The organism is Pseudonocardia terrae, assembly GCF_021343995.1.
Classification (GTDB): domain Bacteria; phylum Actinomycetota; class Actinomycetes; order Mycobacteriales; family Pseudonocardiaceae; genus Pseudonocardia; species Pseudonocardia terrae.
Map to the genome: position 1 here is coordinate 64,121 of NZ_JAJTTE010000008.1, position 21,899 is coordinate 86,019.

The following is a 21,899-nucleotide window of genomic DNA, read 5'->3' on the forward strand; positions in this document are numbered from 1 at the left end:
GGGGCGCGGGCCGGGACCGCTGTGGGCTCGGTGAACTCCGTGGGCGCGAAGGGCTCCGTCGGCGCGAAGGGTTTCGTGCGGGCCGACCGGGTGGTGGCCGACGACGAGCCCGACGTCACCGGCGCCGTCACCGTCGGCACGCCGCCGCCGCTGCGGCCCCCGGAGCCGGACCCCACCATCCGGCTCGGGCCCCCGCCGCCCACCGACACCGTCCGCAGCTGGCTGCTCGCGATCACCCTCGCCGTGCTCGGCGGGGTCCTGCGGTTCGCCGGGCTGGGCTACCCGACCGACTCCGGCACCCCGGTCTTCGACGAGAAGCACTACGTGCCGCAGGCCTGGCAGATGCTGCGCAACGGCGGCGTCGAGGACAACCCGGGCTACGAGCTCGTCGCGCACCCGCCGCTGGGCAAGCAGCTGATCGCGATCGGCGAGTGGATCTTCGGCTACGACTCGGTGGGCTGGCGGGTGGCGGCGGCCCTGTGCGGCACGCTGATGATCCTCATGATCGTGCGGGTCGCGCGGCGGCTCACGCGCTCGACGCTGCTCGGCGGCCTCGCCGGGGTGCTGCTGATCTGCGACGGCGTGTCGCACGTCCAGGCCCGGGTCGGGATGCTCGACGTCTTCCAGGCCTTCTTCGTGCTCGCCGCCTTCTGCACGCTCGTCCGGGACCGCGACGACGTCCGGGAACGGCTCGCCTCGGTCGCGGACCGGATCGACGGGTCGCCGTTCGGCCCCCGGCTCGGCGTGCGCTGGTGGCGGCTGGCCACGGGCGTGCTGCTGGGCCTGGCCTGCGGCGTGAAGTGGTCGGGCATCTACTGGGTGGCGTTCTTCGGCGTCCTCGTCGTGCTGTGGGACGTGTCGGCGCGGCGGGCCGCCGGCGTCGCGCGGCCGTGGGCGGGGACCCTGCGCCGGGACCTGGCTCCGGCGCTGTGGGCGCTGCTCCTGGTGCCCGTGCTGACCTATCTGAGCTGCTGGTGGGCCTGGTTCGGCAGCGAGGTCGGCATCGACCGGCACGCCGTGGGCAACCAGGTCGGGAGCGGCGGGCCCTGGTCGGTGGTCCCCGCCGCGCTGCGGTCGCTCTGGTACTACAGCGGCCACGTCCTGGCCTTCCACGAGAGCCTGGACACCCCGGTCGGACACCCGCACCCATGGGAGTCGAAGCCCTGGACCTGGCCCATGGGCCTGCGCCCGATGCTCTACTTCTACGAGTCCAGCGCGTCGGTCAACGGCTGCGACGCCACCGAGTGCACCAGCGCCGTGATGCTGGTGGGCACGCCCGCGCTGTGGTGGCCGGCGATCCCGGTCCTGGTGTGGGGGATCTGGCGCACGGTCACCCGCGCGGACTGGCGCTACGCGGCGGTGCTCGTCGGCTACGCGGCCGGCTTCCTGCCGTGGTTCCTCAACATCGACCGGCAGATGTACTTCTTCTACATGACGCCGGTGGCGCCGTTCCTGGTGCTGGCCACCGTGCTGGTCATGGGCGACATCCTGGGCCGGGCCCGGCGGGCGGGGTCGGAACGCCGGCGCACCGGCCTGCTCGTCGTCGCGCTGTGGGTCGGCGCCGTGGTCGCCAACTTCGCCTGGCTCTGGCCGATCCTCGTCGGCCTGCCGATCACGCCCGAGCACTGGCAGGCCGAGCTCTGGCTGCCGTCCTGGCGCTGAGGCCGCTCAGCCGCCGCCCGCCAGCGTGACGCTGGCGCCCACCGCCAGCACCACGCTCACCAGCTGCACCGCCGTGAGGCGCTCGCGCAGGATCGCGCGGGCCAGCAGCACGACGGCGACCGGGTAGAGCGCGACGATCACCGAGGTCACGCCGAGGGAGCCGACCCGGGTGGCGAGCAGGAAGAAGACGTTGGCCGCGGAGTCCAGAACGCCGCTGGCGACCATCAGCCAGGCGTTGCCGGGACGCCCGGGACGGCGGATCAGGGTGAGGATCAGCAGCAGGCTCACGGAGGCCATCCGTCCGAAGACGAGCGGCCAGAGGCCCGAGTCACCGGGGGTGGCGTCGAGGATCACGAAGAAGAGGCCGAACCCCGCTCCCGAGGCCAGGCCGAGCAGCACCCCGTTGAGTGCGGCCTTCTCCCGGCGGGAACCGGTGGTGGCCAGCACGATCGCGACCAGCGCCACCAGCATGCCGACGATCGTCCACGGCCCGGGGCGCTCCCCGCCGAGGATGCCGACCAGCAGCGGCAGACCGGCGGCGACGACGGCCGAGAGCGGCGCCACCGTGCCCATCGGCCCGACGGCGAGGCCGCGGAAGTAGAGCAGCAGCCCGGAGGCGCCCGCGAGCCCGGCCAGGGCGCCGATCCACGCCGCAGGGACGCTCGGGCTGCCGGGGACCAGCAGGAGCCCGGGGAAGAGGGCGACCAGGCCCGCGATCTGGGCGATCACCGTCACGGTGAGGACGGGCGCGCGGCGGGCGGCGAGCCCGCCCGCGAAGTCGGCGAACCCGTAGGTGGCGGCGGACAGCAGGGCCGACGGTGCAGCGACGCCGGCGGCCATCAGCGGGGTACAACGAACTGGACGAGCGGGGACACGTCGCTGAACTGTACGGCCGTCACCGGAGAAGTACAACCGAGTATCCCTCGGAGTACGGCAGAATGGATCGGTGCAGTCCCCCGACGACGTCGCCACCGCGATCGGCCGCAACGTCCGCGCCCTCCGCCAGCAGCGGCGCATGACCATCGACGCGCTCGCCGCCGCGTCCGGGGTCAGCCGCGGCACGGTGATCCAGATCGAGACCGCGCGCGGCAACCCCAGCATCGGCACGCTGGTACACCTGGCCGAGGCCCTGCGGGTCGGGGTGACCTCCCTGGTCGACGGCGACGCCACGCCCCGCGTCGTCGTCCGGCGGGCGGAGCAGGCCGTGCCCCTGTGGAGCAGCGAGGCCGGGAGCACCGCGGTGTTCCGGATCGGGACCGACCCGCCGGACGTCGTCGAGCTGTGGGACTGGACCCTGCAGGCCGGCGACGCCTTCGACGGCGAGGCCCATCCGATCGGCACCGCCGAGGTGCTGTCCGTGCTCGACGGCCGGCTCGGGCTCCGCGTCGGCACGGTGGAGCACGAGCTCGGCGAGGGCGACACGGTGATGTTCCAGGCGCACGTGCCGCACCGCTACTCCGGCGCGGGCGACGGGCCGGTGCGCTTCACGATGGTCGTGCTGCAGCCGGGGGACGCCGGGCTGGTCCCGCCGACCTCGATCGCCCCCGCCGAGCCGGACTGACCGCACGGCACCATCGCCCGGCCCGAGCGGGCGACGGTGCCGCAGGTGGACGGGCGCACGGCACGGACCCCTCCGCCGCGCCGGACGCCCGGACCTCAGGAGCAGGCGGGCAGGCCGAGCCCGCCGCGTGACCCCGCCTCGAGGTAGACCTCGGACAGGTAGCCGCTGCGCCCGTCCGGCCAGCTCAGCCGGTACCAGAGGTCCGAGCGGGCCCGAGCGGGGTTCGCGACGGCGGGCGAGTCGAGGTTGTAGTTCCACATCTCGGCGCCGTGGACCGTGCACGTCGCGGGCAGCAGCGCGCCGCTGGTCAGGTCGGTCCCGTCGAGCTTGCAGCCCTCGCGCGCGCAGTAGGGCTGCGGCCGCGCCGACAGATAGGCCGGCGAGGTGTCCTCCACCAGGTCCGCGGCGCCGAGCGCGATCTTGTTCTGCACCGTCACGACCGCCGACGCGACGGCCAGGGGCGGGGCGGGCGGCCCCGGCCGGACGACGACGTACACCACCAGGCCCGCGACGATCGCCCCCACCAGGACCGACACCCCCGCCACGAGCAGCGGCGACCGCCGCGACCGGGCCGGGGTCGCAGGTGGCAGCGCCGGGTCCACCACCGGGGCCGGCTCGTCCGGATCGATCATGGACAGGGCGGCGTGGCGCAGCGTCCAGTCCTGCAGCGCCGGAGCGTCGAGCCCGATGGCCGACAGCACGTCGACGACGAGCTCGCGACGCGGCAGCCGGGGCCCGGTCCGTGCGTTGCCGATGGCGCTCTTGCTCCAGCCCGAGCGGTCGGCGGCGTCGCGGACGGAGACCCCGCGTCCGCTCAGCTCCCGCGCGAAGTCCGCGCAGAAGCGCTGCGGGGTGTCCCGCCCTTGATCGGTCGACGTGTCCGGCACACGGCGAAGTATCGGCACGCCGGTGCCCACCGGGAAGATCCCCGGTTCCGTCCATGGACAGACGTCGGTGCAGGTCGTCCCCTCCTTCAAGATCACCGGGACGGTCGCCCACCGGCCCGGAGGCCGCTGTCCGCGATCTCCGGACAGGGGTGTCCACGGCTGTCCACGGGCCCGCCGGGGTGGACGGGAATCGCCAACATTGATGACGGCCCTCGGCCGGGCCGGGCGTCACACGGAAGCCGGTACCTGCCCTGGGGGCTGGGGCGGTGCCGACTGCCCCGTGACCTGGCTCGTCCGGGTGAGCGAGATGCCGGTGGTCTCGGGTGCCCAGGCGTAGGTCGCGGCCAGTCCGATCGCGCAGATCGCCGCGCCCACGAGCATGCTCGGCCCGACGCCGACACTGGCGATGCCGAGCGGCAGCAAGAAGGTGCCGCTCGCGGCGCCGAGACGGCTGAACGCGGCGGCCACGCCGATCCCGCTCGCCCGCAACTCCGCCGGGAACAGCTCGCTCGGGTACACACCGGTGAGATCGCCGGAGATCGCGTTGAAGAACGAGAAGAGCGCGAAACAGAGGACCACGATGATCCCGGGTGCGGCCGCCCAGCCACGATCACCGCGAGCGTGACCGTCGTCACCCAGAAGGACCAGATCAGCAACGGCCGGCGGCCGGTCCGTTCGATGACGAGCGTTCCGGCCACCGCGCCGAGCGCCGCGACGCCGTTCGCCGCGATCGTGCTGACCCGCTCGTCGGAGATGTTGAGCGTGGAGAACACCAGCGGCGCGAAGGTGAAGATCGCGAAATAGGGAGCGAGCAGCGCGAACCAGAAGATGCAGCAGAACGCGGTGCGAGTCCGCATGCCGGGCGCCAACAGCTCGCGCATCTCGGCGGGCCGGACCGACTCACCCGCGAGCTGTTCGGTCGTGAAGTAGGACTCCCCACCGAGGTACTTGTTGACGATCTGGCGGGCTTCCTCGACCCGGTCGCGGCTCATCAGCCAGCGCGGCGACTCCGGCAGCCCGTAGCGCAGCACGAACGTCACGATCGCCGGGAGCGCGCTCGACGCGAGGATCCAGCGCCACGGCACGTTCGCGTCGGTGAGCACGTAGGCGGCCACGACCGAGACCAGGAAGCGCACGTACCACATGGTCACCAGCCAGGACAGCCGCCCGCCGCGGCCGTGTGACGGGCTCAGCTCGGCGAGCATCGCCGAGCCGATCGCGTACTCGGCGCCGATCGCCACCCCGAGCAGCAGCCGCACGAGCACCAGCTGCCAACCGGTCGTGACGAAGAGCTGCAACGCACCGAGGATGATGAAGGCGACGATGTCGATCGTGAACAGCCGCCGCCTCCCGAAGCGATCGGTGAGGTAGCCGACGATCGGGCTGCCGAAGAAGATCCCGATCAGTGTCGACGCACCGACCAGGCCGACCTCGACGAGCGAGAGGTCCAGCTCCTTGGTGATCTGCGCGAGGACCACGCTTCTCCCGCCCACCCGTCGCCCGGTCGCCCGTGCATGCGTGCTGCGCACCGGGACGCCCTCACTGGGCCGCTACGGACAACTCGGCGGCGAGGAACTCGTGCGCGACGTCCGCGGGGGTGCGATGCCCGAGCACCACCTCACCGTTCAGGCGCTGCATCACCTCCGTCGTCAGATGGCTGCAGACCGCGTTGAGGGTCTGGGCGAACTCGGGACCTTCGCGCTGCAGAACGCCCTTGTTGACCACCGGTGCGGCGTTCTGGTAGCCGAAGATGTTCTTGGGGTCGCTCAGGAGCACGTACTTGTTCGCCGCCAGCTGGCCGTCGGTCGTGAAGATCGCGATCGTGTCGACCCGGTGGTCGAGGAGCGCCGGGTACTGGTCGCCGATCGTGAACGGCACGAAGACGGCGTTGGTGAGCCCGTAGGCCTGGCGCATTCCGACAATGCCCTTGTAACGCGTCTGGTTCTCGGATGGGCCGCCATTGGTGAATGAGGGCAGTTTCGTCAGATCGGTCATCGACTGCAGTCCGTGGGCCCGCGCGAACTCGGGCAGCACCGCCAACCGTTCCCCGTCCTGGAAGGGCGTCGGCTGCAGGAGCGTGAAACCGCGGCGGTCCTCGAACTGCGCGGCCTGCTCATAGGCCTGCTGCCAGGATTCGGGTGGCGCCGAACCGGTCGCCGCCGCTCCCGGGGCCGCCGGGGTGATGTTCGCCAGCGTCGAGACCATCACGCCCGTGTACTCCGGATACAGGTCGATGTGCCCCCTCAGGATCTCGGGGTGATCACCTCGGTGGGGCCGATACCGTCCACGACGTGCACGGTGAAGCCCTTGGAGAATAGGTCGATAGCTGCGCCCGCTCGATCACGCGGCGCCTCCCCGGAGAGGTATCGCACGGCTTAAGGGATGTGCCATACGGACGTGTCGCCCGCGCGCCATTTTGTGTCGCAACAGTGCGCCACCGGCCTCGCTATCCCGGGTTCCATATCGTGGAACATTCACCCCACCGATCATGCACCGCCGCGAATCGGCGTCATTCGGAACAATTCGCTCATCGCCGCGCAGGCGGCCGCAGAAAGGGACGTTGCTCCCGCCGCTCATCACCCGGTGACGACCTGGCCGGGCTGCCACCAAGCAGTCGAGGCCGCCGAGCAGTGGAGGACGCCGTCGAGCGGCAGTGCCGGCAGGAGACCGCCCGGCCCCCCGGAGGGCCCGGCTACGGGCGTGCGGGACGACGTCGCTCGTGAGTAACGACACAGCCCGAGCGACCCGCTGCCACGCCGGCCTGACCGAGCTTGTCACCCGTACGACGACGCCGCCGAGGCGTGGGCCTCGACGGCGTCGACCATGTCGGTATCGGGAACGGTGAACTCGTGGTGGAGCTGAGGGGAATCGAACCCCTGACCTTCTCGATGCGAACGAGACGCGCTACCAACTGCGCTACAGCCCCAGGCCTGCAGGCCTTCCGGCCGTGCAGGAGGAACCATATCAGCCGCTATTCACCGGCTGCACGGCGGTATGCCCCCACCGGTCCGCGCAGGCTCCCGTCGGTGTCCAGCGGCAGCTCGTCGTCGTCCGCGTCGACGTCGACCAGCTCCGTTCCCGCAGGCAGCGGGGGCGGCGGGGCCGGCTGGAGGCGCGGCAGGGCGGGCTCGAAGCCGACCTCGGCCGACTCGTCGCCGTCGACCGTGCGGCGCTTCGCGGGCAGCACCCCGACGGGCTCGCCGGTACCGCGGACACGGTCCGGCTCGCCGTCGTCGGCGGTCCAGTCCTCGTCGTCCTCGGCGTCGTCGTGCCCGGCGTCGTCGTGCTCGGCGTCATGCCCGTCGGCCGACTCGCCGGGCCCCTCGTCGTACCCGCGGTCCTCGAACCCACCGTCCTCGTCGTCCCGGGGCTCGACGGCGGCCTCACGGCCCCGGCGGGCCCGGTCGTCGAGCGCGGGGTCGTCGGCGGCGGAGGGACGGCGGGTGCCGGCCCCCCGGGCGGCGCGGCGGGCCCGGATCGCCTCCTCCAGGCGGACCTGGCGGCGCAGGTAGACCAGGTAGCCGACGAGCCCGAGGTCGACCAGGCCGTGCAGCCACCAGAGGGCGGGCAGCACCAGCAGCGCGGCACCCGCCGTGAGCACGGCCAGGACCAGCAGCGCGATCACCACGCGCTGACGGAAGGCGTAGCGGGCGCGGGCGGCCAGGGCGGCCGCCTCGGCGTCGAACCCGCCCCGGCCGGGCCGGAAGGCGGCCGGCGGGCGTTCCCGGCGCCGCTCCTCGAGGTCGTCGTGGTTCCGGGGCTCGTGCCGGGCCGGGACGGCGCCCCCGCCGTCGCGGTGCCGGTCCTCCTCGTCCCAGGAGTAGTAGCCCGCGGCGGCGTAGCCTTCGTCCGGGTCCCCGGCCACCGACCCGTCGCGGTCCCGCTCGTCGTCGGCCTCGTACAGGCCGGCCTCGTCCGCATCGGCCTCGTCGGTGTCCGCCTCGTCGATATCGGCCACGTCGGTGTCCGCCTCGTCGATATCGGCCACGTCGGTGTCGGCCTCGTCGATATCGGCCACGTGGTCGGCCTCGGCGGGGCCGTCCGGGTCGTCGTGCTCCCCGCGGTCGTCGCTGTCCTCGTGATGGTCCTGGTCGACGGGGAGCGCCGTGCCCTCGCGGTCCGCGGGCTCGTCCCGCTCGTCGGGCGCGGCCTCACGGGCGGCGGGCACACGGGTCTCCGGGTCGGGTCCGGCGCCCGTCGCGAGAGTGCCGGCGGCCCGCTCGTCGTCCGTGTCCATCCCGTACACCTCCAGGGTCCGGTGCCGCACGGGCCGCGCGAGCACCCGGCCGGAGAGCGCGGCCGGACTGGGCCGCACGACCTCCTGCTGCCGTCGCGCGACCGCCGGGACGAGGATGAGCAGCCAGATCACCACGAGACCCGCGAAGATCAGCGAGCTGGGCACGGCTGCTTCCTCCCCCGAACGGCGCAGTCGAGACGCGTCCCCCTCCGGCAGCCGGAGCCAAGATCACGCCCGGAGACACCACCGTAGTGAGCCCGAACGTGGGATCCGGCGAGCGACGCGCCGTCATCACACCCGGGTTCCCTGATTCCCCCGAGACGGTTGTGACGCGTGGTGTACGAGTGAGCACTGTCCGCGACGACGCACCGTTCCGGGCGGCCGCGCCACCCGTCGGGGGCGGGTCAGGCCCGGGAGGCCCGCCCCTCCGCGACCAGCCGCGCCGCGAGGCCGCCCGGTGGCAGCTCCTCGACGGTCTGCGCGAAGCAGAGGTGGTCCCGCCAGGCCCCGTCGACGTCGAGGTAGCGGCGGAAGAGCCCCTCCTCGCGGAAGCCGAGCTTGGTCAGGACCCGCAGGCTCGGCCCGTTCTCCGGGCGCACGGTCGCCTCCAGCCGGTGCAGGCCCACGGGCCCGAAGCAGTGGTCGACGGCGAGGGCCACGGCCGCCGTCGTGACACCCTTGTTCGTGACCCGCGCGTCGCACCAGTAGCCGACGTACGCCGAGAGCAGGGGCTCCCGCACGACGTTGCCGACCATCACCTGGCCGACCAGCCGGTCGTCGAGGGTGATCGCGAACGGCAGCGCCGCCCCGCGCCGGGCGGCCGAGCGGAGCAGCCACCAGCGGCCCGGCCACTCTCCCGCAGAGTTGCGCCGGGCCCAACCGCCCGGCGTCGACGGCTCCCACGGGATGAGGTGCCGCTGGTCGCGGATCCGGATCTCCGACCAGGCGGCGCCGTCCGAGAGCTTGACCGGCCGGAGCTCGACCCGCCCACCCGGGACCTGCAGTGGTCCCAGCCGCGCCGGCCAGCCGGGGTGGCGCCCGGCGTACTCGGGCTGGGTATGGGCCACCGGGGCTACCGGCGGACGGAGAGCAGGGTGACGTCGACGCGCTCGTCCACAGTGACGTCCGTGGTCTCCTCGGGCACCGAGATGAGCGCGTTGGCCCCGGCGAGCGTGGCCAGGAGGTGCGTGCCGCCGGTGGCGAGGGGCTGCACGAGGTAGTCCCCCGAGGCGACCTCGCGCAGCAGCCGGCCCCGCAGGTACGAGCGCCGCCCGGGCGGCGACGACACCGGTGAGGTCAGCCGCGCGGCCACCTGCCGGCGGTACGGGTCCGGCAGGCCGAGCCCGAGCCGGATCAGCGGCCGGACGAACACCTCGAACAGCAGCAAAGCCGTGGCCGGGCTCGCCGGGAACAGGAAGGTGGGCACGGCGTCGCGGCCGAGCCGCCCGAAGGCCTGCGACGAGCCCGGGGCCATGGCCACCCGGGTCGTGTCGATCTCGCCCAGCCCGGTGAAGGCGGCCTTGGCCTCGGCGCCGGCGTTGCCGCCCGCGCCGCCGCACACCACCACGACCTCGCTGAACGGCAGCAGGTCCTCCACCGCCGACCGCAGCTCGCGCGCGTCGGACCGCACCAGCCGCGGCGGGCGCGGGATCTCGGCGCCCGCCTCGCGCGCGGCCGCGGCGACGGCATAGGAGCTGACGTCGGGCACGTGCCCGGCCGAGGCCGGCCGCGAGACGTCGACCAGCTCGTCGCCCATCGAGACGACCGAGACCCGCGGGCGCGGATGGACCAGCACCTTGTCCCGGCCTGCGGCGGCGAGCAGCGCGACCTGGGCCGCACCGATGAGGTCGTCCCGGCGGACGGCGACGTCCCCCGGCTGGATGTCCTCGCCGACCCGGCGCACGTACGCCGCCGACGGCACCCCGCGCGTGACCTGCAGGCGCGCGGAGCCGGCGTCGGTGTGTGCGACCGGCAGGACGGCGTCGGCGAGCGTGGGCAGCGGCGCACCCGCGCTCACCCGCACGGCCTGCCCGGGCTGCAGCCGCAGTGGCTGGCGCGACCCGGCCGGGATCTCGCCGACGACGGGCAGCGCGACGGTCTCGGCCTCGCTCGCGCCGACGACGTCGACACTGCGCACGGCATAGCCGTCGATCGCGGCCTGGTCGAAGCCGGGCAGGGCTCGGGAGGTCACGACCTCCTCGGCGCTCCGCAGACCCTGGGCGTCGGAGATCGCCACGCGCACGGGCGCGGGTCGGACCGCGATCTCCAGAACCCGTTTGAGCTGCTCGTCCACACTCCGCACGGCGTCAGTTTTCCAGCCGCTCCTGCAGCCAGGTGCGCAGGGACGCGCCGTAATCCGGGTGTTGGAGGGCGAAGTCGACGAACGCGCGGACGTAGCCGCCCGGGTTCCCGAGGTCGTGCCGACCACCCCGGTGGACCACGATGTGGACCGGGTGGCCCTCGTCGATGAGGAGCTGCACGGCGTCGGTGAGCTGCAGCTCGCCGCCCGCGCCGGGCTCGATCCGGCGGAGCGCGTCGAAGATCGCCCGGTCCAGCACGTAGCGGCCCGCGGCGGCGAAGGTCGAGGGCGCCTCCTCGGCGGAGGGCTTCTCCACCATCCCGTGGACCTGCTTGACGTCCGGGTCGCCGGTGTCGCTGACGTCGAACACGCCGTAGGGCGAGATCTCCTCCTTCGGGATGTCGAAGGCGCAGAGGACGCTGCCACCCTTCTCGGCGCGCACCTCGATCATCCGCTTCAGCACGCCCGTGGGCAGCACGATGTCGTCCGGCAGCAGGACCGCGATCGCCTGCTCGTCCTCCGCCAGGGCAGGCTCGGCCTGGGCCACCGCGTGCCCGAGGCCCTTGGGCTCGTACTGGTAGACGGTCTTGACCTCGATCAGCCCGGGCGCGCGCTGCACCTTCTGCAGCAGCGCCTCCTTGCCGCGGGCCTCGAGGGTCTTCTCCAGGTCGGGCGCGGCCTCGAAGTAGGCGGCCACGGACTCCTTGCCCGGCGAGGTGACGATCAGCAGCTGCTGGGCCCCCGCCTCGGCGGCCTCGGCGGCGATCAGCTCGACACCCGGGGTGTCGACGACCGGCAGCAGTTCCTTCGGCACGGCCTTGGTGGTCGGGAGGAAGCGCGTGCCCAGACCGGCGGCGGGGACGACGGCCGAGCGCAGGGCGGAGGGCTGGCTCATCCCGCGAGCCTATCGGCGCCGCTAGCGTGTCCGGGTGCTGGATCGTGAATCGCGACACGAACCGGGCTCCCGGACCGCCGGACCGTCCGACGCCGGGACCCGGGGTGACGGCACCGCGGCCTCCGACGTCGCCCGGCGGAAGGACGCGCTGCGCGTCCGGTTGCTGGCGGCCCGCCGCGCGCTCTCGGCGGAGCAGCGCACGGCCGCGGCCGAGGAGCTCCGCGGCCACGTGCTGGAGCTGGCGCAGGAGCTGCACGAGGGCCCGGTGTGCGCGTACCTGCCGATCGGCGCCGAACCCGGCTCCCTCGCGCTGCTCGACGGGCTGCGCGCGGCTGGGCGCTCGGTGCTGCTGCCCGTGGTCCCGCCGCGGCCCGGGCCGCTGGACTGGGCGGCATACACCGGCCCGGTCTCTCTCGGCCCCGGCCCCCTCGGGCTGCGCGAGCCCACCACGCCGCGACTCGGGCCGGCCGCACTGCGGACGGCGGTACTGGTCCTGGTGCCCGCGCTCGCCGCGGACCGGTCCGGCCGGCGCCTGGGCCGGGGCGGCGGCTACTACGACCGCACCCTCGGCGCCGTACCCCCGGGCGTGCCGGTGGTCGCGCTGTTGCACGACGGCGAACTGCTCGACGAGGTGCCCACCGATCCGCACGACCGTCCGGTCACGGGTGTGGTGCTGCCGACTCCCGGGACCGTCGCGACGGGGAACAACGGGCGGGGCTGACGGGTTATGCTGGCACTCGCTCATACAGAGTGCCAGTTTCCGGAGGATCACGTGCCGACCTACCAGTATGCCTGTACCGCCTGCGACCACCGGTTCGAGGCCGTGCAGTCCTTCTCGGACGACGCGCTGACCGAGTGCCCGGTCTGTGGCGGCAAGCTGCGCAAGGTCTTCTCCTCCGTCGGGATCGTGTTCAAGGGCAGCGGCTTCTACCGGACCGACAGCCGGTCCGGCTCGAGCAGCGTGAGCTCCTCGAGCTCCTCGGACGGGGCGAGCTCCTCCTCGGAGTCCTCGTCCACGAAGTCGGACTCCGGGTCGGCCGCCAAGTCCGACTCCAGCTCATCGTCCACCAGCGCCCCGGCCGCAGCCGCCTCCTGAGGCCTCCGGGGCGGGAGTTGTCCACACCCCGCCCCGTTCATCCACAGGCTCGCGATCGCGCCGGGAACACACCTGTTCCCGGCCTAGCGTCGCGGCCATGGCAGAGCGTCGCGCCCGGCCGGCCCCGAAGGCCGGCGCAGGCGGTTCCACCCGCGCACCCACCGGCCCGTCCGGGCCGGCCGAGGCGGTGGCCGCGTTCCTCGGCAGGGCGAGCTGGCGGCGGGCCGTCCTGGTCCGCCGGTGCCTCGCCGGGGTGCTCGTGGTCGTCGCCGCCGTGCTGGCCCTCTCCCCCGCCGGGGGTGGTCGCACGGCCGAGGTCGTCGTGGCCGCCCGGGACCTCGCCCCGGGGAGCGTCGTCGCGCCGGCCGACCTGACCGTCGCCACCTGGCCCGCCGAGATCGTGCCCGCAGGCGTCGTCGGCGTCGCGGCGGCCGAGGGCCGCGTCCTGGCCGGAGCGTTGCGCGCCGGCGAACCCGTCACCGACCTCCGGCTGGCCGGAGCCGCGCTGGCGGCGGCCGCCACCGGCATCCCCGACGCGGCCGCGGTACCGGTCCGCCTCGCCGACCCGGACGTCGCCGCGCTGCTCACCCCGGGTGTCCGGGTCGACGTCGTCATGGCCGCGCCCGAGGGCGGGGCGCCGACGGTGCTGGCCGACTCGGCGGTGGTCCTGACCGTGCTGGAGCCCGGCGGCGCCGCAGGTGGGAGCAGTGCCCGCACCCGATCGGCGCTGGTCGCGCTGCCGCGCGATCGTGCGACGTACGTCGCCGCCGCCTCGCTCTCCGATCAGGTCGCCGTTACGCTCCGCTGACGGTAGTGATCACGTAGGCCGACCCCGTCGGTCACCGGAGGAGAACCGTGCTCAAGGGCTTCAAGGACTTCATCCTGCGCGGCAACGTCGTGGACCTCGCGGTCGCGGTCGTCATCGGTGCCGCGTTCACCGCGATCGTCACCGCGTTCACCGGCAGCATCATCCAGCCGCTGCTCAACGCCATCACGCCGCCGGACGTGCCGGCGCTCGGCATCCAGCTGCAGGCCGACAAGCCCAGCACGCTGATCAACTTCTCCGAGGTCATCGCCGCCGCGATCAACTTCCTGATCGTCGCGTCGATCGTCTACTTCGTGTTCGTGCTGCCGATCCAGACGATCAAGAACCGCCGCAAGCGGGGCGAGGAGCCGGGCCCCGCGGAGCCGACGGACGTCGAGCTGCTCGCCGAGATCCGCGATCTGCTCAAGGCGCAGGCCGACTCCAGCAGCGTCGGCCGCCACCAGGCCTGACCCGCGGCCTTCCACGGCCCTGGGCAGGCCGGCCGCAGCGCCGGTGCCGAGAGCTACCGGTCGTGGTGCGGGGGGCGGTTCGCCCGGTACCACTCCTCGTCGCGCTCGCGCTCCCGGTCCGCCGGGCGCGGGTCCTCGATCTCGTCCCGGGTCACGTCGGGCATCGTGTCGCCGAAGATCTCCGCGAGCCGGCGGCGCACCCGATCCGGAAGTTCGGCCATCCCTCCATGGTGCCAGGCCACACCGGGCCCGGTTCGGTGCCACCATGGCCGTGGACGCCGGGTGACCGGGTGGCGAACACGAGGGGGCCCCATGACCCTGCAGGACATGACCAAGGAACTGCTCGAGAAGATCAAGCCCTACCTGGACCAGGCGCAGGAGAAGGCCAAGCCCTACCTCGACCAGGCGCAGGAGAAGGCCGGGCCGTACCTGGACAAGGCCTCCGAGAAGGCGGCGCCGTACGTCGCGAAGGCCAAGGAGAAGGCCGGCCCCTACGCCGAGCAGGCGCGGGAGAAGGCCGGCCCGCTGGTCGAGAAGGCGGCCCAGAAGGTCGACCACGCCACCGGGCACAAGTACAGCGACAAGATCGGCGCCGTCAAGGGCAAGGTCGGCGACGCCCTCAAGCAGAACGGGACCGCCACCGAGGGCGCCGCCTCGACCGGAGCCACCACCACCGGGTCCGCCACGGCGGAGCCCACCGCGCCCACCGCCACGGGCGCACCGAGCGCGACGCCGACGACCCCGGCCACGCCCTCACCGACGCCCACCACGGCCCCGCCGGCCGGCGACGCCGGTGCACCCGGGGCGAAGCCGGGCAGTGGCCCGATGCCGCCCGGCTGACGGCTCACGCCCGGGCGCTGCCGCCCGGGCTCACCTCCGGCGCGTCAGGCGTCGAGGCTCGACAGCTCGCTGATGACGTGCGTGACCAGCGGCGACAACGTGGCCATGCCGTCGCGCACCGCGGCCCGCGAGGAGGCCAGGTTCACCACCAGGGTGCTGCCCGAGATGCCGACGAGCCCGCGGGAGAGCCCCGCGTCGACGGCGCCGGCGGCGAGCCCCGAGGCCCGCAGCGCCTCCGCGATGCCGGGGATCGGCCGGTCGAGGACGCCCGCGGTGGCGTCGGCCGTGACGTCCCGCGGCGACACCCCGGTGCCGCCGACGGTGATCACGAGGTCGACGCCGCCGATCACGGCGGTGTTGAGCGCGTTGCGGATCGCGACGGCCTCGCCCGGCACGGTCACCGCGCCGTCGACCACGAAGCCGGCCTCCTCGAGCAGCTCCGCGACGAGTGGACCGGTGCGGTCCTGGGTCTCGCCATGGCTGACCCGGTCGTCCACGATCACCACGAGGGCACGGCCGAGCTGCGGGGTCGCCATCTCCATGCGCTCACCGTAGTGGGCCCGGCACCGGGCGGCGCCTCGGGTGGTGGGTTCGGGCCCGCCCGGACAGGGCGGGACCGCGCCGGCACTGGGAGGGGGTGCCGGCACCGACGCGGACCCTGTGTCCGGGTCGCGGGGCACCACGACACGGACACCTCCATCATGACCCGAAACGCGGGCCCCGCGCCGCTCCCGGGCCGGATCTGCGCCGGTTGACACTCGCGGATCCCCCGGCGGTAGCTAGCTGGGCTCACCCGCGAGGGTGACCGTGACCTGACGGTCCGTGAGGGTCAGTCCGACCTGTTCACCGGGCTGATGGTCGCGGACCGCCGCGACGAGCTCGTCACCGTCGGCGATCGGGCGGTCGCCGACGCGGAGCACGACGTCACCGGGGTGGAGCCCGGCCACAGCGGCGGGTCCACCCGGTGTGACCTGCCCGACAACGGCGCCGCCGCCCGCGGGCTGCCCGACGCCGGTGACCGTGACCCCCAGGACCGCCCGCGTCGCACGCCCGGCCCGGTTCAGCTCGTCGGCCACGCGTCGGGCCTGGTTGACCGGGATCGAGAACCCGACGCCGATCGAGCCGCCCTGGTTGCCCCCGGTGCTCGCGATGGCCGAGTTGACGCCGACCACGCGGCCCTGCAGGTCGACGAGGGGCCCACCCGAGTTGCCGGGGTTGATGGGGGCGTCGTGCTGGACGGCGTTGAGGACGGTCGCCTGCCCGCCCTGGTCGCCGCCGACGCTGACGGCCCGGTCGAGCGCGCTGACGATGCCCGTGGTCACGGTGCCGTCGAGGCCCAGCGGTGCGCCGATCGCGACGACCTGCTGACCGACCCGCAGGGAGTCGGAGTTCCCCAGCTCGGCTGCGGTGAGCCCGGCCGCCCCGTCGAGCCGGACGAGGGAGAGGTCGGAGCCGGTGTCGCGGCCGACGATCCGTCCGGCCAAGGCCCGGCCGTCCTGCAGTAGCGCGGTGATCGTGCCGCCCGCGGCCGCGGGCGAGACCACGTGGTCGTTGGTCAGCACGAGGCCGTCCGCGCTGAGCACGATGCCGGAGCCCTCGTCCTCGCCGGGCCCGCCGCCCTCGACCTTGAGCAGCACGACGCTCGGCAGCACCTTCGCCGCCACCGCCTCGACGGGGGTGAGCTGGGACGACGCCGGGTCGGCCTGGGGCAGCGGCCGGCCGAGCGCGCCGTCGGCCACGCTCCGCCCGGCGAGGGTCCAGCCGATCCAGCCTCCGGCCAGCCCCGCGAGGAGCGCCACGACGACGGCCGCGGCGGCCAGCGGCGCGTACCGCCGCAGCCGTCCGGGCCGGCTGCGACCGGGCTCTTCCCCGTCGTCGGTCGTTCCGCCGGACGGCACCGAGGCGGGCGCACCCGGCGCGGCATGCGCGAGCACCTCCGGGGCGTCGGCGGCCCTGCCGGACGGTGCCGACGCGGCCGCGCCCGGTGCGGCGTGCGCGAGCATCTCCGGCGCGCTCGATCCGGGCGCCCCCGGGATCGCGGACTCCGGCCGTGCCGCCGGATCCGACCGTGGAGGCGCTGTGTGGTCCGGCTCGATCAGCGCGTGTCGTCCGGTGTCCGTCAACGGATCGGGCACCGGCAGTCCCCGGGGCGGCGTCGGCTCCAACGGATCCCCCTCGGGGGGACGCACGACGTCGCTCCCGTCGGTGCTCTCGGCGGGCGTGCGCCCGGCGGCGTGCCGCCCTCCGGCCCCGTGGCCGGAGCGCTCGTCGTCGGTCATCGGGGTCCCGTGCTCCTCGCTCCGACGGGCGCGTCCGCGGCCGCCGCGGCGACAGGGTAGGCGGGCGGCCCGCCGACGCGCCCAGCGCCTCCGACAAGACCTCCTTCCTTGACAAGAATTGTTGTCGGTGGCACGGTCCCAACCGTGACGAACCGGACGGCGGCGGGAACCGTGGTGATCCAGGACGGGGCGGCCGCCGCGGTCGCCCTCGACCCGGTCCGGGCCCGGCTGCTGCGCGCGTTGCGGGAGCCGGGTTCGGCCACCTCGCTCGCCGCCGAACTGGGCCTGACCAGGCAGAAGGTGAACTACCACCTCCGGGCGCTGGAGACGCACGGCCTCGTCGAGCTCGTCGAGGAGCGCCGCAGGGGGAACATGACGGAGCGCGTGCTGCGGGCGACCGCGAGCGCGTACGTGGTGTCCCCGCAGGCCTGGGCGCTGGTGGCACCGGACCCGGAACGCGAGCCGGACCGGCTGTCGGCCCAGTGGCTGCTCGCCCTCGCCGCGCGGCTGCTGCGCGAGGTGGGGACGCTCATCACCCGCGCCGGCCGCAAGCGGGTGGCCACCTTCGCCGTCGACGGCGAGGTCCGGTTCGCCACCGCCGCCGACCGCGCGGCGTTCGCCCGCGAGCTCGGCGAGGCCGTCACCGCACTGGTCGCCCGCTACCACGATGGGGCGGCACCTGGTGGGCGGCCGCACCGCCTCGTCGTCGCCCTCCATCCCGCCCTGCCGGACGCCGGGCCGGACACCGAATCCGACACCGAGACCGAGACACATACCGAGGAGTCGCCGTGAGCCGCCCGTTCGAGATCCGCCGCGAGGTGGTCCTGCCCGCGAGCCCCGAGGAGGTCTGGCGTGCGATCGCGACGCCGGAGGGACAGGCCGGCTGGTTCATGACCGGCCCCGATCCCGAGGAGGCCGGCGCCGAGTTCGACGAGGACCCGCCGCGCCGGCTCGAGCAACGCTTCGGCACCCAGGCGATCGAGTACGTCCTCGAGGCCGCGAGCGGCGGCACGACCGTGCTCCGGTTCGTCCACAGCGGCATGGCCGAGGACGACTGGGGCGACGAGTTCGAGACCATGACCGGCTTCGGCTGGGACCTCTACCTCTTCACCCTCGGCGAGTACGTCCGCCACTTCCCCGGCCGCCCGGCGGTGTACATCGAGGCCGAGGCACCGAACTCGCCGGACGCCTGGAAGCGCATCCTCGCCGCTCTCGGCGACCCGGCCGAGGGCGACCCGGTCGAGCTCCTCGGCGGCCCCGGGGTGGTCGACAAGCGCACCGAGCACTATCTCGGCGTCCGGACCGCCGACGCGCTGATCCGCTTCCACGAGCGGTCGCTGCTCGGGATGCCGGTCGCCGTCGGGCACCACGCCTACGCCCCGGGCGTCGACGCAACGGCGACGACCGCGGAGTGGACGCGCTGGTTCGCCGACGTCGTCGCGGGCTGAGTCAGCCGGCGGCGCGCTCCTCGGGCGGCAGGACGTCCCCGCGACGGCCGGGCAGCCGCAGCGAGAGCAGCGCGCCGCCCTCGGGGGCGCGACCGGCCCAGGCCGCGCCACCGTGCCGCACCGCCACCTGCCGCACGATCGCCAGCCCCAGCCCGGAGCCCGGCATCGTGCGGGAGGTGTCGGCGCGGTAGAAGCGCTCGAAGACGTGCGGAAGGTCGTCCTCGGCGATGCCGGGGCCCGAGTCGGCGACCTCGACCACCATCGTCCAGTCGTCGAGCGGCACCATCCGCAATCGGACCCGGCCGTCGGGCGGGCTCCACTTCACCGCGTTGTCCAGCAGGTTCAGCACGGCCCGCTCGAGGGCGGTGGCATCGCCGACGAGCGTCCACGGCGCCAGGGACACGTCGATCTCGACGTCCCCCGCACGCCGGCGGACGCGCTCCAGGGCCCGCTCGACGACGTCGGTCATCTCGACGGGTTCCCGCGGCACGGCCGGGGCCTCCTCCCGAGCCAGCTCGGTGAGGTCGCCGATGAGCTGGGTGAGCTCCTCGACCTGCGCCCGGACGTCGGCCAGCATCTCCTCGCGGTCCTCCGCGGGCAGGATCGGTGCGCCCGGCCTGTCGGCGGCCGCGAGCAGCTCGAGGTTGGTGCGCAGCGAGGTCAACGGCGTGCGCAGCTCGTGCCCGGCGTCGGCGACCAGGCGGCGCTGCTGCTCCTGCGACGCGGCGAGCCCCCCGAGCATCTCGTTGAAGCTCTGCGTGAGCCGGGCCAGCTCGTCGGACCCGCTGACCGGGATCGGCCGCAGCTCCCCCGTCGCCGTGACCCGCTCGGCCGCCGCGGTCAGCCGCTGCACCGGCCGCAGCCCGGCCCGGGCGACGGCCACGCCGGCGAACGCCGCGAGCACCACCCCGATGCCGCCGATCACCGGCAGTGCCGTGGCCAGCTCCGACAGCACGGCCTGCGTGGAGTCCATCTTCTGCGCGATCACGAGCGCCCGGCCGGTGCCGGCCTCCACCGCGACGACCCGGTACCCGGCCGCCGTCCGGAAGCTGTCGTCCTCCTCGCCCCGGGCGACGGCGAGCTCGGCGTCGCTCAGCGGCGGCGCGGAGGCCTGGCCCTCGGCCGACTGTGCGAAGCCCGAGGCGTACACCAGGGCGACGCGGATGTCCCCGGCCCCCAGCACCTCCGGCGGGATCGTCGAGATCAGCTCGGGCTTGGCCAGCTCGCTCTGCGCGGCGGCCGTGGCGCGCTGGTAGAGGTTGTCGTCCAGCGTCTGCAGGATGCTCTGCCGCACGATCAGGAACGCCGCCAACGACACCAGCACGACGACGGCGGCCGCCACCGCGGCCGCCAGGATCCCGATCCGCGCGCGCAGGCTGACCCGGTCCAGCCGCTCCCGGACCGACGGCCAGTGTCCGCGCTCGGTCACGGCGGCGTCTCGCGCAACACATAGCCCACGCCGCGCACGGTGTGGATCAGCCGCGGTTCGCCCTCGGCCTCGGTCTTGCGCCGCAGGTATCCGATGTAGACCTCGAGGGCGTTGCCCGTGGTCGGGAAGTCGTAGCCCCAGACCTGCTCGAGGATCTGCGCGCGGGTCAGCACCCGGCGCGGGTGCGACAGCAACAGCTCCAGCAGCGAGAACTCGGTGCGGGTGAGGCTGATCGGCCGCTCCCCACGGCGGACGTCACGGGTGTCCGGGTCGAGCGAGAGATCGGCGAACTCCAGCACGCGCGACTGCCCCGCCGCGGCCGCGATGTCGTCGACCGTCCGGCGGCGGAGCAGGGCGCGCAGCCGGGCCAGCAGCTCCTCCAGCGCGAAGGGCTTGGGCAGGTAGTCGTCGGCCCCGGCGTCGAGGCCGGCCACGCGGTCGGACACCGCGTCGCGGGCGGTGAGCACGAGGATCGGCAGCTCGTCACCGGCCGCACGCATGCGCCGGCAGACCTCCAGCCCGTCGAGCCGGGGCATCATGACGTCGAGCACCATCGCGTCGGGCCGCTGCGCGTCGACGGCCTCGAGCGCGGCGAACCCGTCGCTCGCGAGATCGACCTGGTATCCGTTGAAGGCCAGCGAGCGGCGCAGCGACTCGCGCACCGCACGGTCGTCGTCGACGACGAGGATTCGCATGGCCGTCAGTCTCGCGCGGCGTTCTGAGAAGCGTCTGAGAGGCCCCTGTGACGCTCGTCCGGTCCGGGCGGCGCGCGCTACCGGAACGGCTGCCGCCGGCCCGCAGGTCAGACGGTGACCGGCTCCCGCTGCACACTGCGGCGCTCGACGACCGCCGAGATCGTCGCGACGACGAGCCCGGCGACCGCGAGGAGGGCGGCGACGACGTTGGGCGAGGTCAGCCCGAAGCCCATCGCGATCGCCATGCCGCCCAACCAGGCCCCGAGGGCGTTGGCCAGGTTGAACGCGGCGTGCATGGAGCCGGCGGCCATGTGCGGGGCGCCCTCGGCGCCGTCGATGATCCGCAGCTGGGCCGACGGGATCAGCGAGAAGGTCGTGACGGCGAAGAGGAACAGCACGATCGCCGCGCTGACCGGGTGGTGCATCGCCGGCACCAGTGCGAGCGCCACGACCGCGTCGGCGGCCAGGACCATGCGGATCGCACGCATCGGGTCGATGTCCGCCAGCCGGGCGCCGAAGGCGTTGCCGACCGTCATGCCGACGCCGAACATCGCGAGCAGCAGCGTGATCGCGGCGGCCGGGTAGCCGGCGACATCGGTGAGCATCGGCGCCACGTAGCTGTAGCTGGCGAAGAGGGTCGCTCCGCCGAGGACCGCGATGAGCAGGGTCAGCCAGACCGGGCGGCGGGTCAGCGCGCGGAGCTCGTCGGCCAGGCGCGGACGGCCGCCCTCGGGCCGGACGTCCGGGACCACGAACCTGATCAGGACGGCGGCAGCCAGCCCGATCACGCCGACCGCGGCGAAGGTCCACCGCCAGCCGACGAGCTGCCCCAGGAGCGTCGAGAGCGGGACGCCGACGATGTTCGCGACCGTCAGCCCGGCGAACATCTGCGCCATCGCCCGGGCCCGCCGGTCCGGGGCCGCGAGCGAGCCCGCGACGATCGCCGCGATCCCGAAGTAGGCCCCGTGCGGCAGCCCGGACAGGAACCGCCCGAGCATCACGAGGTGGTAGCCCGGCGCGGCCGCAGACAGCAGGTGCGCCACCCCGTAGAGCCCGATCATCACGATCAGCGCCCGGCGGCGCGGCAGCCGGGTCGCGGCCGCGATGAGCAGCGGCGCCCCGACGACCACGCCGATCGCGTACGCCGACACGAGGTGCCCGGCCTCGGGGATCGACACCTGCAGGTCGCCGGCGACCTCGGGCAGCAGCCCCATCACGGTGAACTCGCCCGTCCCGAGGGCGAACGCCCCCAGCGCCAGCGCGAGCAGCGCGACGCGCACCGACCGCACGGTGACC

Annotated in this window: 23 protein-coding genes, 1 tRNA gene and 1 pseudogene; 9 read left to right on the top strand and 16 right to left on the bottom strand. The window is 74.1% G+C overall.

What is annotated here, in order from left to right; all coding sequences use genetic code 11:
- Window positions 1-93: 93 nt before the first annotated feature.
- Window positions 94-1,662 (top strand): dolichyl-phosphate-mannose--protein mannosyltransferase, encoded by a 1,569-nt coding sequence (locus LWC33_RS07475; RefSeq protein WP_372476565.1) that lies wholly within the window; start codon window positions 94-96, stop codon window positions 1,660-1,662.
- 6 nt (window positions 1,663-1,668) lie between these two features.
- Here LWC33_RS07475 and LWC33_RS07480 read toward each other — a convergent pair whose 3' ends face one another.
- A complete protein-coding gene (locus tag LWC33_RS07480) occupies window positions 1,669-2,502 on the bottom strand; it encodes a DMT family transporter (RefSeq protein WP_233303500.1) in 834 nt (277 codons plus the stop codon).
- Between the two features lie 106 nt (window positions 2,503-2,608).
- On the opposite strand from LWC33_RS07480, the gene LWC33_RS35865 reads away from it, so the two are divergent.
- Window positions 2,609-3,223, top strand: coding sequence for a helix-turn-helix domain-containing protein (locus LWC33_RS35865; protein ID WP_233303501.1), 615 nt, complete (start codon window positions 2,609-2,611; stop codon window positions 3,221-3,223).
- 95 nt (window positions 3,224-3,318) lie between these two features.
- On the opposite strand, the gene LWC33_RS07490 is transcribed toward LWC33_RS35865, so the two are convergent.
- From LWC33_RS07490 to LWC33_RS07525, 9 genes and pseudogenes are all read right to left on the bottom strand, one after another.
- Window positions 3,319-4,110 (bottom strand): helix-turn-helix domain-containing protein, encoded by a 792-nt coding sequence (locus tag LWC33_RS07490; protein WP_233303502.1) that lies wholly within the window; start codon window positions 4,108-4,110, stop codon window positions 3,319-3,321.
- 228 nt (window positions 4,111-4,338) lie between these two features.
- Entirely contained in the window at window positions 4,339-4,689 is a 351-nt protein-coding gene (locus tag LWC33_RS36465) for an MFS transporter (RefSeq protein ID WP_372476566.1), read from the bottom strand.
- A 35-nt stretch (window positions 4,690-4,724) separates the two neighbouring features.
- Window positions 4,725-5,639 (bottom strand): annotated as a pseudogene (locus LWC33_RS36470) (MFS transporter); the annotation flags it as partial.
- A gap of 10 nt (window positions 5,640-5,649) precedes the next feature.
- The gene (locus tag LWC33_RS07500) at window positions 5,650-6,426 is read right to left on the bottom strand and encodes an ABC transporter substrate-binding protein (protein WP_308190920.1); all 777 of its coding nucleotides are present in this window, start codon (window positions 6,424-6,426) and stop codon (window positions 5,650-5,652) included.
- Window positions 6,427-6,960: 534 nt separating this feature from the next.
- Window positions 6,961-7,036: transfer RNA gene (locus tag LWC33_RS07505), tRNA-Ala, on the bottom strand.
- 45 nt (window positions 7,037-7,081) lie between these two features.
- Window positions 7,082-8,512, bottom strand: coding sequence for a divisome protein SepX/GlpR (gene sepX, locus LWC33_RS36475; RefSeq protein ID WP_372476563.1), 1,431 nt, complete (start codon window positions 8,510-8,512; stop codon window positions 7,082-7,084).
- Window positions 8,513-8,751: 239 nt separating this feature from the next.
- Complete coding sequence (locus tag LWC33_RS07515; RefSeq protein ID WP_233303505.1) at window positions 8,752-9,414, bottom strand: GNAT family N-acetyltransferase; 663 nt, start codon at window positions 9,412-9,414, stop codon at window positions 8,752-8,754.
- 5 nt (window positions 9,415-9,419) lie between these two features.
- The gene (glp, locus tag LWC33_RS07520) at window positions 9,420-10,649 is read right to left on the bottom strand and encodes a molybdotransferase-like divisome protein Glp (RefSeq protein ID WP_233303506.1); all 1,230 of its coding nucleotides are present in this window, start codon (window positions 10,647-10,649) and stop codon (window positions 9,420-9,422) included.
- Window positions 10,650-10,653: 4 nt separating this feature from the next.
- Window positions 10,654-11,541 (bottom strand): UTP--glucose-1-phosphate uridylyltransferase, encoded by an 888-nt coding sequence (locus tag LWC33_RS07525; RefSeq protein ID WP_233303507.1) that lies wholly within the window; start codon window positions 11,539-11,541, stop codon window positions 10,654-10,656.
- 34 nt (window positions 11,542-11,575) lie between these two features.
- Between LWC33_RS07525 and LWC33_RS07530 the strand changes: the two genes are divergently transcribed.
- From LWC33_RS07530 to mscL, 4 genes are all read left to right on the top strand, one after another.
- Complete coding sequence (locus LWC33_RS07530) at window positions 11,576-12,262, top strand: 5-formyltetrahydrofolate cyclo-ligase (protein WP_308190917.1); 687 nt, start codon at window positions 11,576-11,578, stop codon at window positions 12,260-12,262.
- 51 nt (window positions 12,263-12,313) lie between these two features.
- On the top strand, window positions 12,314-12,637 hold the full coding sequence (locus tag LWC33_RS07535; protein ID WP_233303508.1) for an FmdB family zinc ribbon protein: 324 nt from the start codon (window positions 12,314-12,316) through the stop codon (window positions 12,635-12,637).
- Between the two features lie 97 nt (window positions 12,638-12,734).
- Window positions 12,735-13,445: an SAF domain-containing protein gene (locus LWC33_RS07540; RefSeq protein WP_233303509.1), complete on the top strand. Its 711-nt coding sequence runs from the start codon at window positions 12,735-12,737 to the stop codon at window positions 13,443-13,445.
- Window positions 13,446-13,492: 47 nt separating this feature from the next.
- Window positions 13,493-13,912, top strand: a complete 420-nt coding sequence (gene mscL, locus LWC33_RS07545) for a large conductance mechanosensitive channel protein MscL (protein ID WP_233303510.1) — start codon at window positions 13,493-13,495, stop codon at window positions 13,910-13,912.
- A gap of 53 nt (window positions 13,913-13,965) precedes the next feature.
- Here mscL and LWC33_RS07550 read toward each other — a convergent pair whose 3' ends face one another.
- Complete coding sequence (locus tag LWC33_RS07550) at window positions 13,966-14,133, bottom strand: hypothetical protein (RefSeq protein ID WP_233303511.1); 168 nt, start codon at window positions 14,131-14,133, stop codon at window positions 13,966-13,968.
- 91 nt (window positions 14,134-14,224) lie between these two features.
- On the opposite strand from LWC33_RS07550, the gene LWC33_RS07555 reads away from it, so the two are divergent.
- Window positions 14,225-14,752, top strand: a complete 528-nt coding sequence (locus LWC33_RS07555) for an Rv0909 family putative TA system antitoxin (protein ID WP_233303512.1) — start codon at window positions 14,225-14,227, stop codon at window positions 14,750-14,752.
- A gap of 44 nt (window positions 14,753-14,796) precedes the next feature.
- Here the strand turns inward: LWC33_RS07555 and LWC33_RS07560 are convergent, their stop codons facing one another.
- On the bottom strand, window positions 14,797-15,288 hold the full coding sequence (locus LWC33_RS07560; protein WP_372463029.1) for a MogA/MoaB family molybdenum cofactor biosynthesis protein: 492 nt from the start codon (window positions 15,286-15,288) through the stop codon (window positions 14,797-14,799).
- Window positions 15,289-15,531: 243 nt separating this feature from the next.
- Window positions 15,532-17,031 carry a S1C family serine protease gene (locus tag LWC33_RS07565; protein WP_233303513.1) on the bottom strand — a complete coding sequence of 500 codons (1,500 nt, stop codon included), beginning with the start codon at window positions 17,029-17,031 and terminating at the stop codon, window positions 15,532-15,534.
- A 144-nt stretch (window positions 17,032-17,175) separates the two neighbouring features.
- On the opposite strand from LWC33_RS07565, the gene LWC33_RS07570 reads away from it, so the two are divergent.
- Both LWC33_RS07570 and LWC33_RS07575 read left to right on the top strand, forming a co-directional pair.
- On the top strand, window positions 17,176-17,823 hold the full coding sequence (locus tag LWC33_RS07570) for an ArsR/SmtB family transcription factor (RefSeq protein WP_233303514.1): 648 nt from the start codon (window positions 17,176-17,178) through the stop codon (window positions 17,821-17,823).
- Window positions 17,820-18,479: an SRPBCC family protein gene (locus tag LWC33_RS07575; protein ID WP_233303515.1), complete on the top strand. Its 660-nt coding sequence runs from the start codon at window positions 17,820-17,822 to the stop codon at window positions 18,477-18,479. The genes LWC33_RS07570 and LWC33_RS07575 overlap by 4 nt, the downstream gene beginning before the upstream one ends.
- Before the next feature lies 1 nt (window position 18,480).
- Here LWC33_RS07575 and LWC33_RS07580 read toward each other — a convergent pair whose 3' ends face one another.
- The 3 genes from LWC33_RS07580 to LWC33_RS07590 all read right to left on the bottom strand — a co-directional run bounded on the left by LWC33_RS07580 (window position 18,481) and on the right by LWC33_RS07590 (window position 21,883).
- Window positions 18,481-19,908, bottom strand: a complete 1,428-nt coding sequence (locus LWC33_RS07580; protein ID WP_233303516.1) for a sensor histidine kinase — start codon at window positions 19,906-19,908, stop codon at window positions 18,481-18,483.
- Window positions 19,905-20,603 carry a response regulator transcription factor gene (locus LWC33_RS07585; RefSeq protein ID WP_233303517.1) on the bottom strand — a complete coding sequence of 233 codons (699 nt, stop codon included), beginning with the start codon at window positions 20,601-20,603 and terminating at the stop codon, window positions 19,905-19,907. The genes LWC33_RS07580 and LWC33_RS07585 overlap by 4 nt, the downstream gene beginning before the upstream one ends.
- Before the next feature lie 107 nt (window positions 20,604-20,710).
- Complete coding sequence (locus LWC33_RS07590) at window positions 20,711-21,883, bottom strand: MFS transporter (RefSeq protein WP_233303518.1); 1,173 nt, start codon at window positions 21,881-21,883, stop codon at window positions 20,711-20,713.
- Between the last annotated feature and the right edge of the window lie 16 nt (window positions 21,884-21,899).

What these genes read in the sequence shown, in the direction of transcription:
- LWC33_RS07585 (WP_233303517.1), bottom strand. Translation starts at nt 20,603, where the DNA reads ATGCGAATCCTCGTCGTCGACGACGACCGTGCGGTGCGCGAGTCGCTG.
- LWC33_RS07550 (WP_233303511.1), bottom strand. Translation starts at nt 14,133, where the DNA reads ATGGCCGAACTTCCGGATCGGGTGCGCCGCCGGCTCGCGGAGATCTTC.
- LWC33_RS07540 (WP_233303509.1), top strand. Translation starts at nt 12,735, where the DNA reads ATGGCAGAGCGTCGCGCCCGGCCGGCCCCGAAGGCCGGCGCAGGCGGT.
- LWC33_RS07565 (WP_233303513.1), bottom strand. Translation starts at nt 17,031, where the DNA reads ATGACCGACGACGAGCGCTCCGGCCACGGGGCCGGAGGGCGGCACGCC.
- LWC33_RS07555 (WP_233303512.1), top strand. Translation starts at nt 14,225, where the DNA reads ATGACCCTGCAGGACATGACCAAGGAACTGCTCGAGAAGATCAAGCCC.
- LWC33_RS07480 (WP_233303500.1), bottom strand. Translation starts at nt 2,502, where the DNA reads ATGGCCGCCGGCGTCGCTGCACCGTCGGCCCTGCTGTCCGCCGCCACC.
- LWC33_RS07560 (WP_372463029.1), bottom strand. Translation starts at nt 15,288, where the DNA reads ATGGCGACCCCGCAGCTCGGCCGTGCCCTCGTGGTGATCGTGGACGAC.
- LWC33_RS07525 (WP_233303507.1), bottom strand. Translation starts at nt 11,541, where the DNA reads ATGAGCCAGCCCTCCGCCCTGCGCTCGGCCGTCGTCCCCGCCGCCGGT.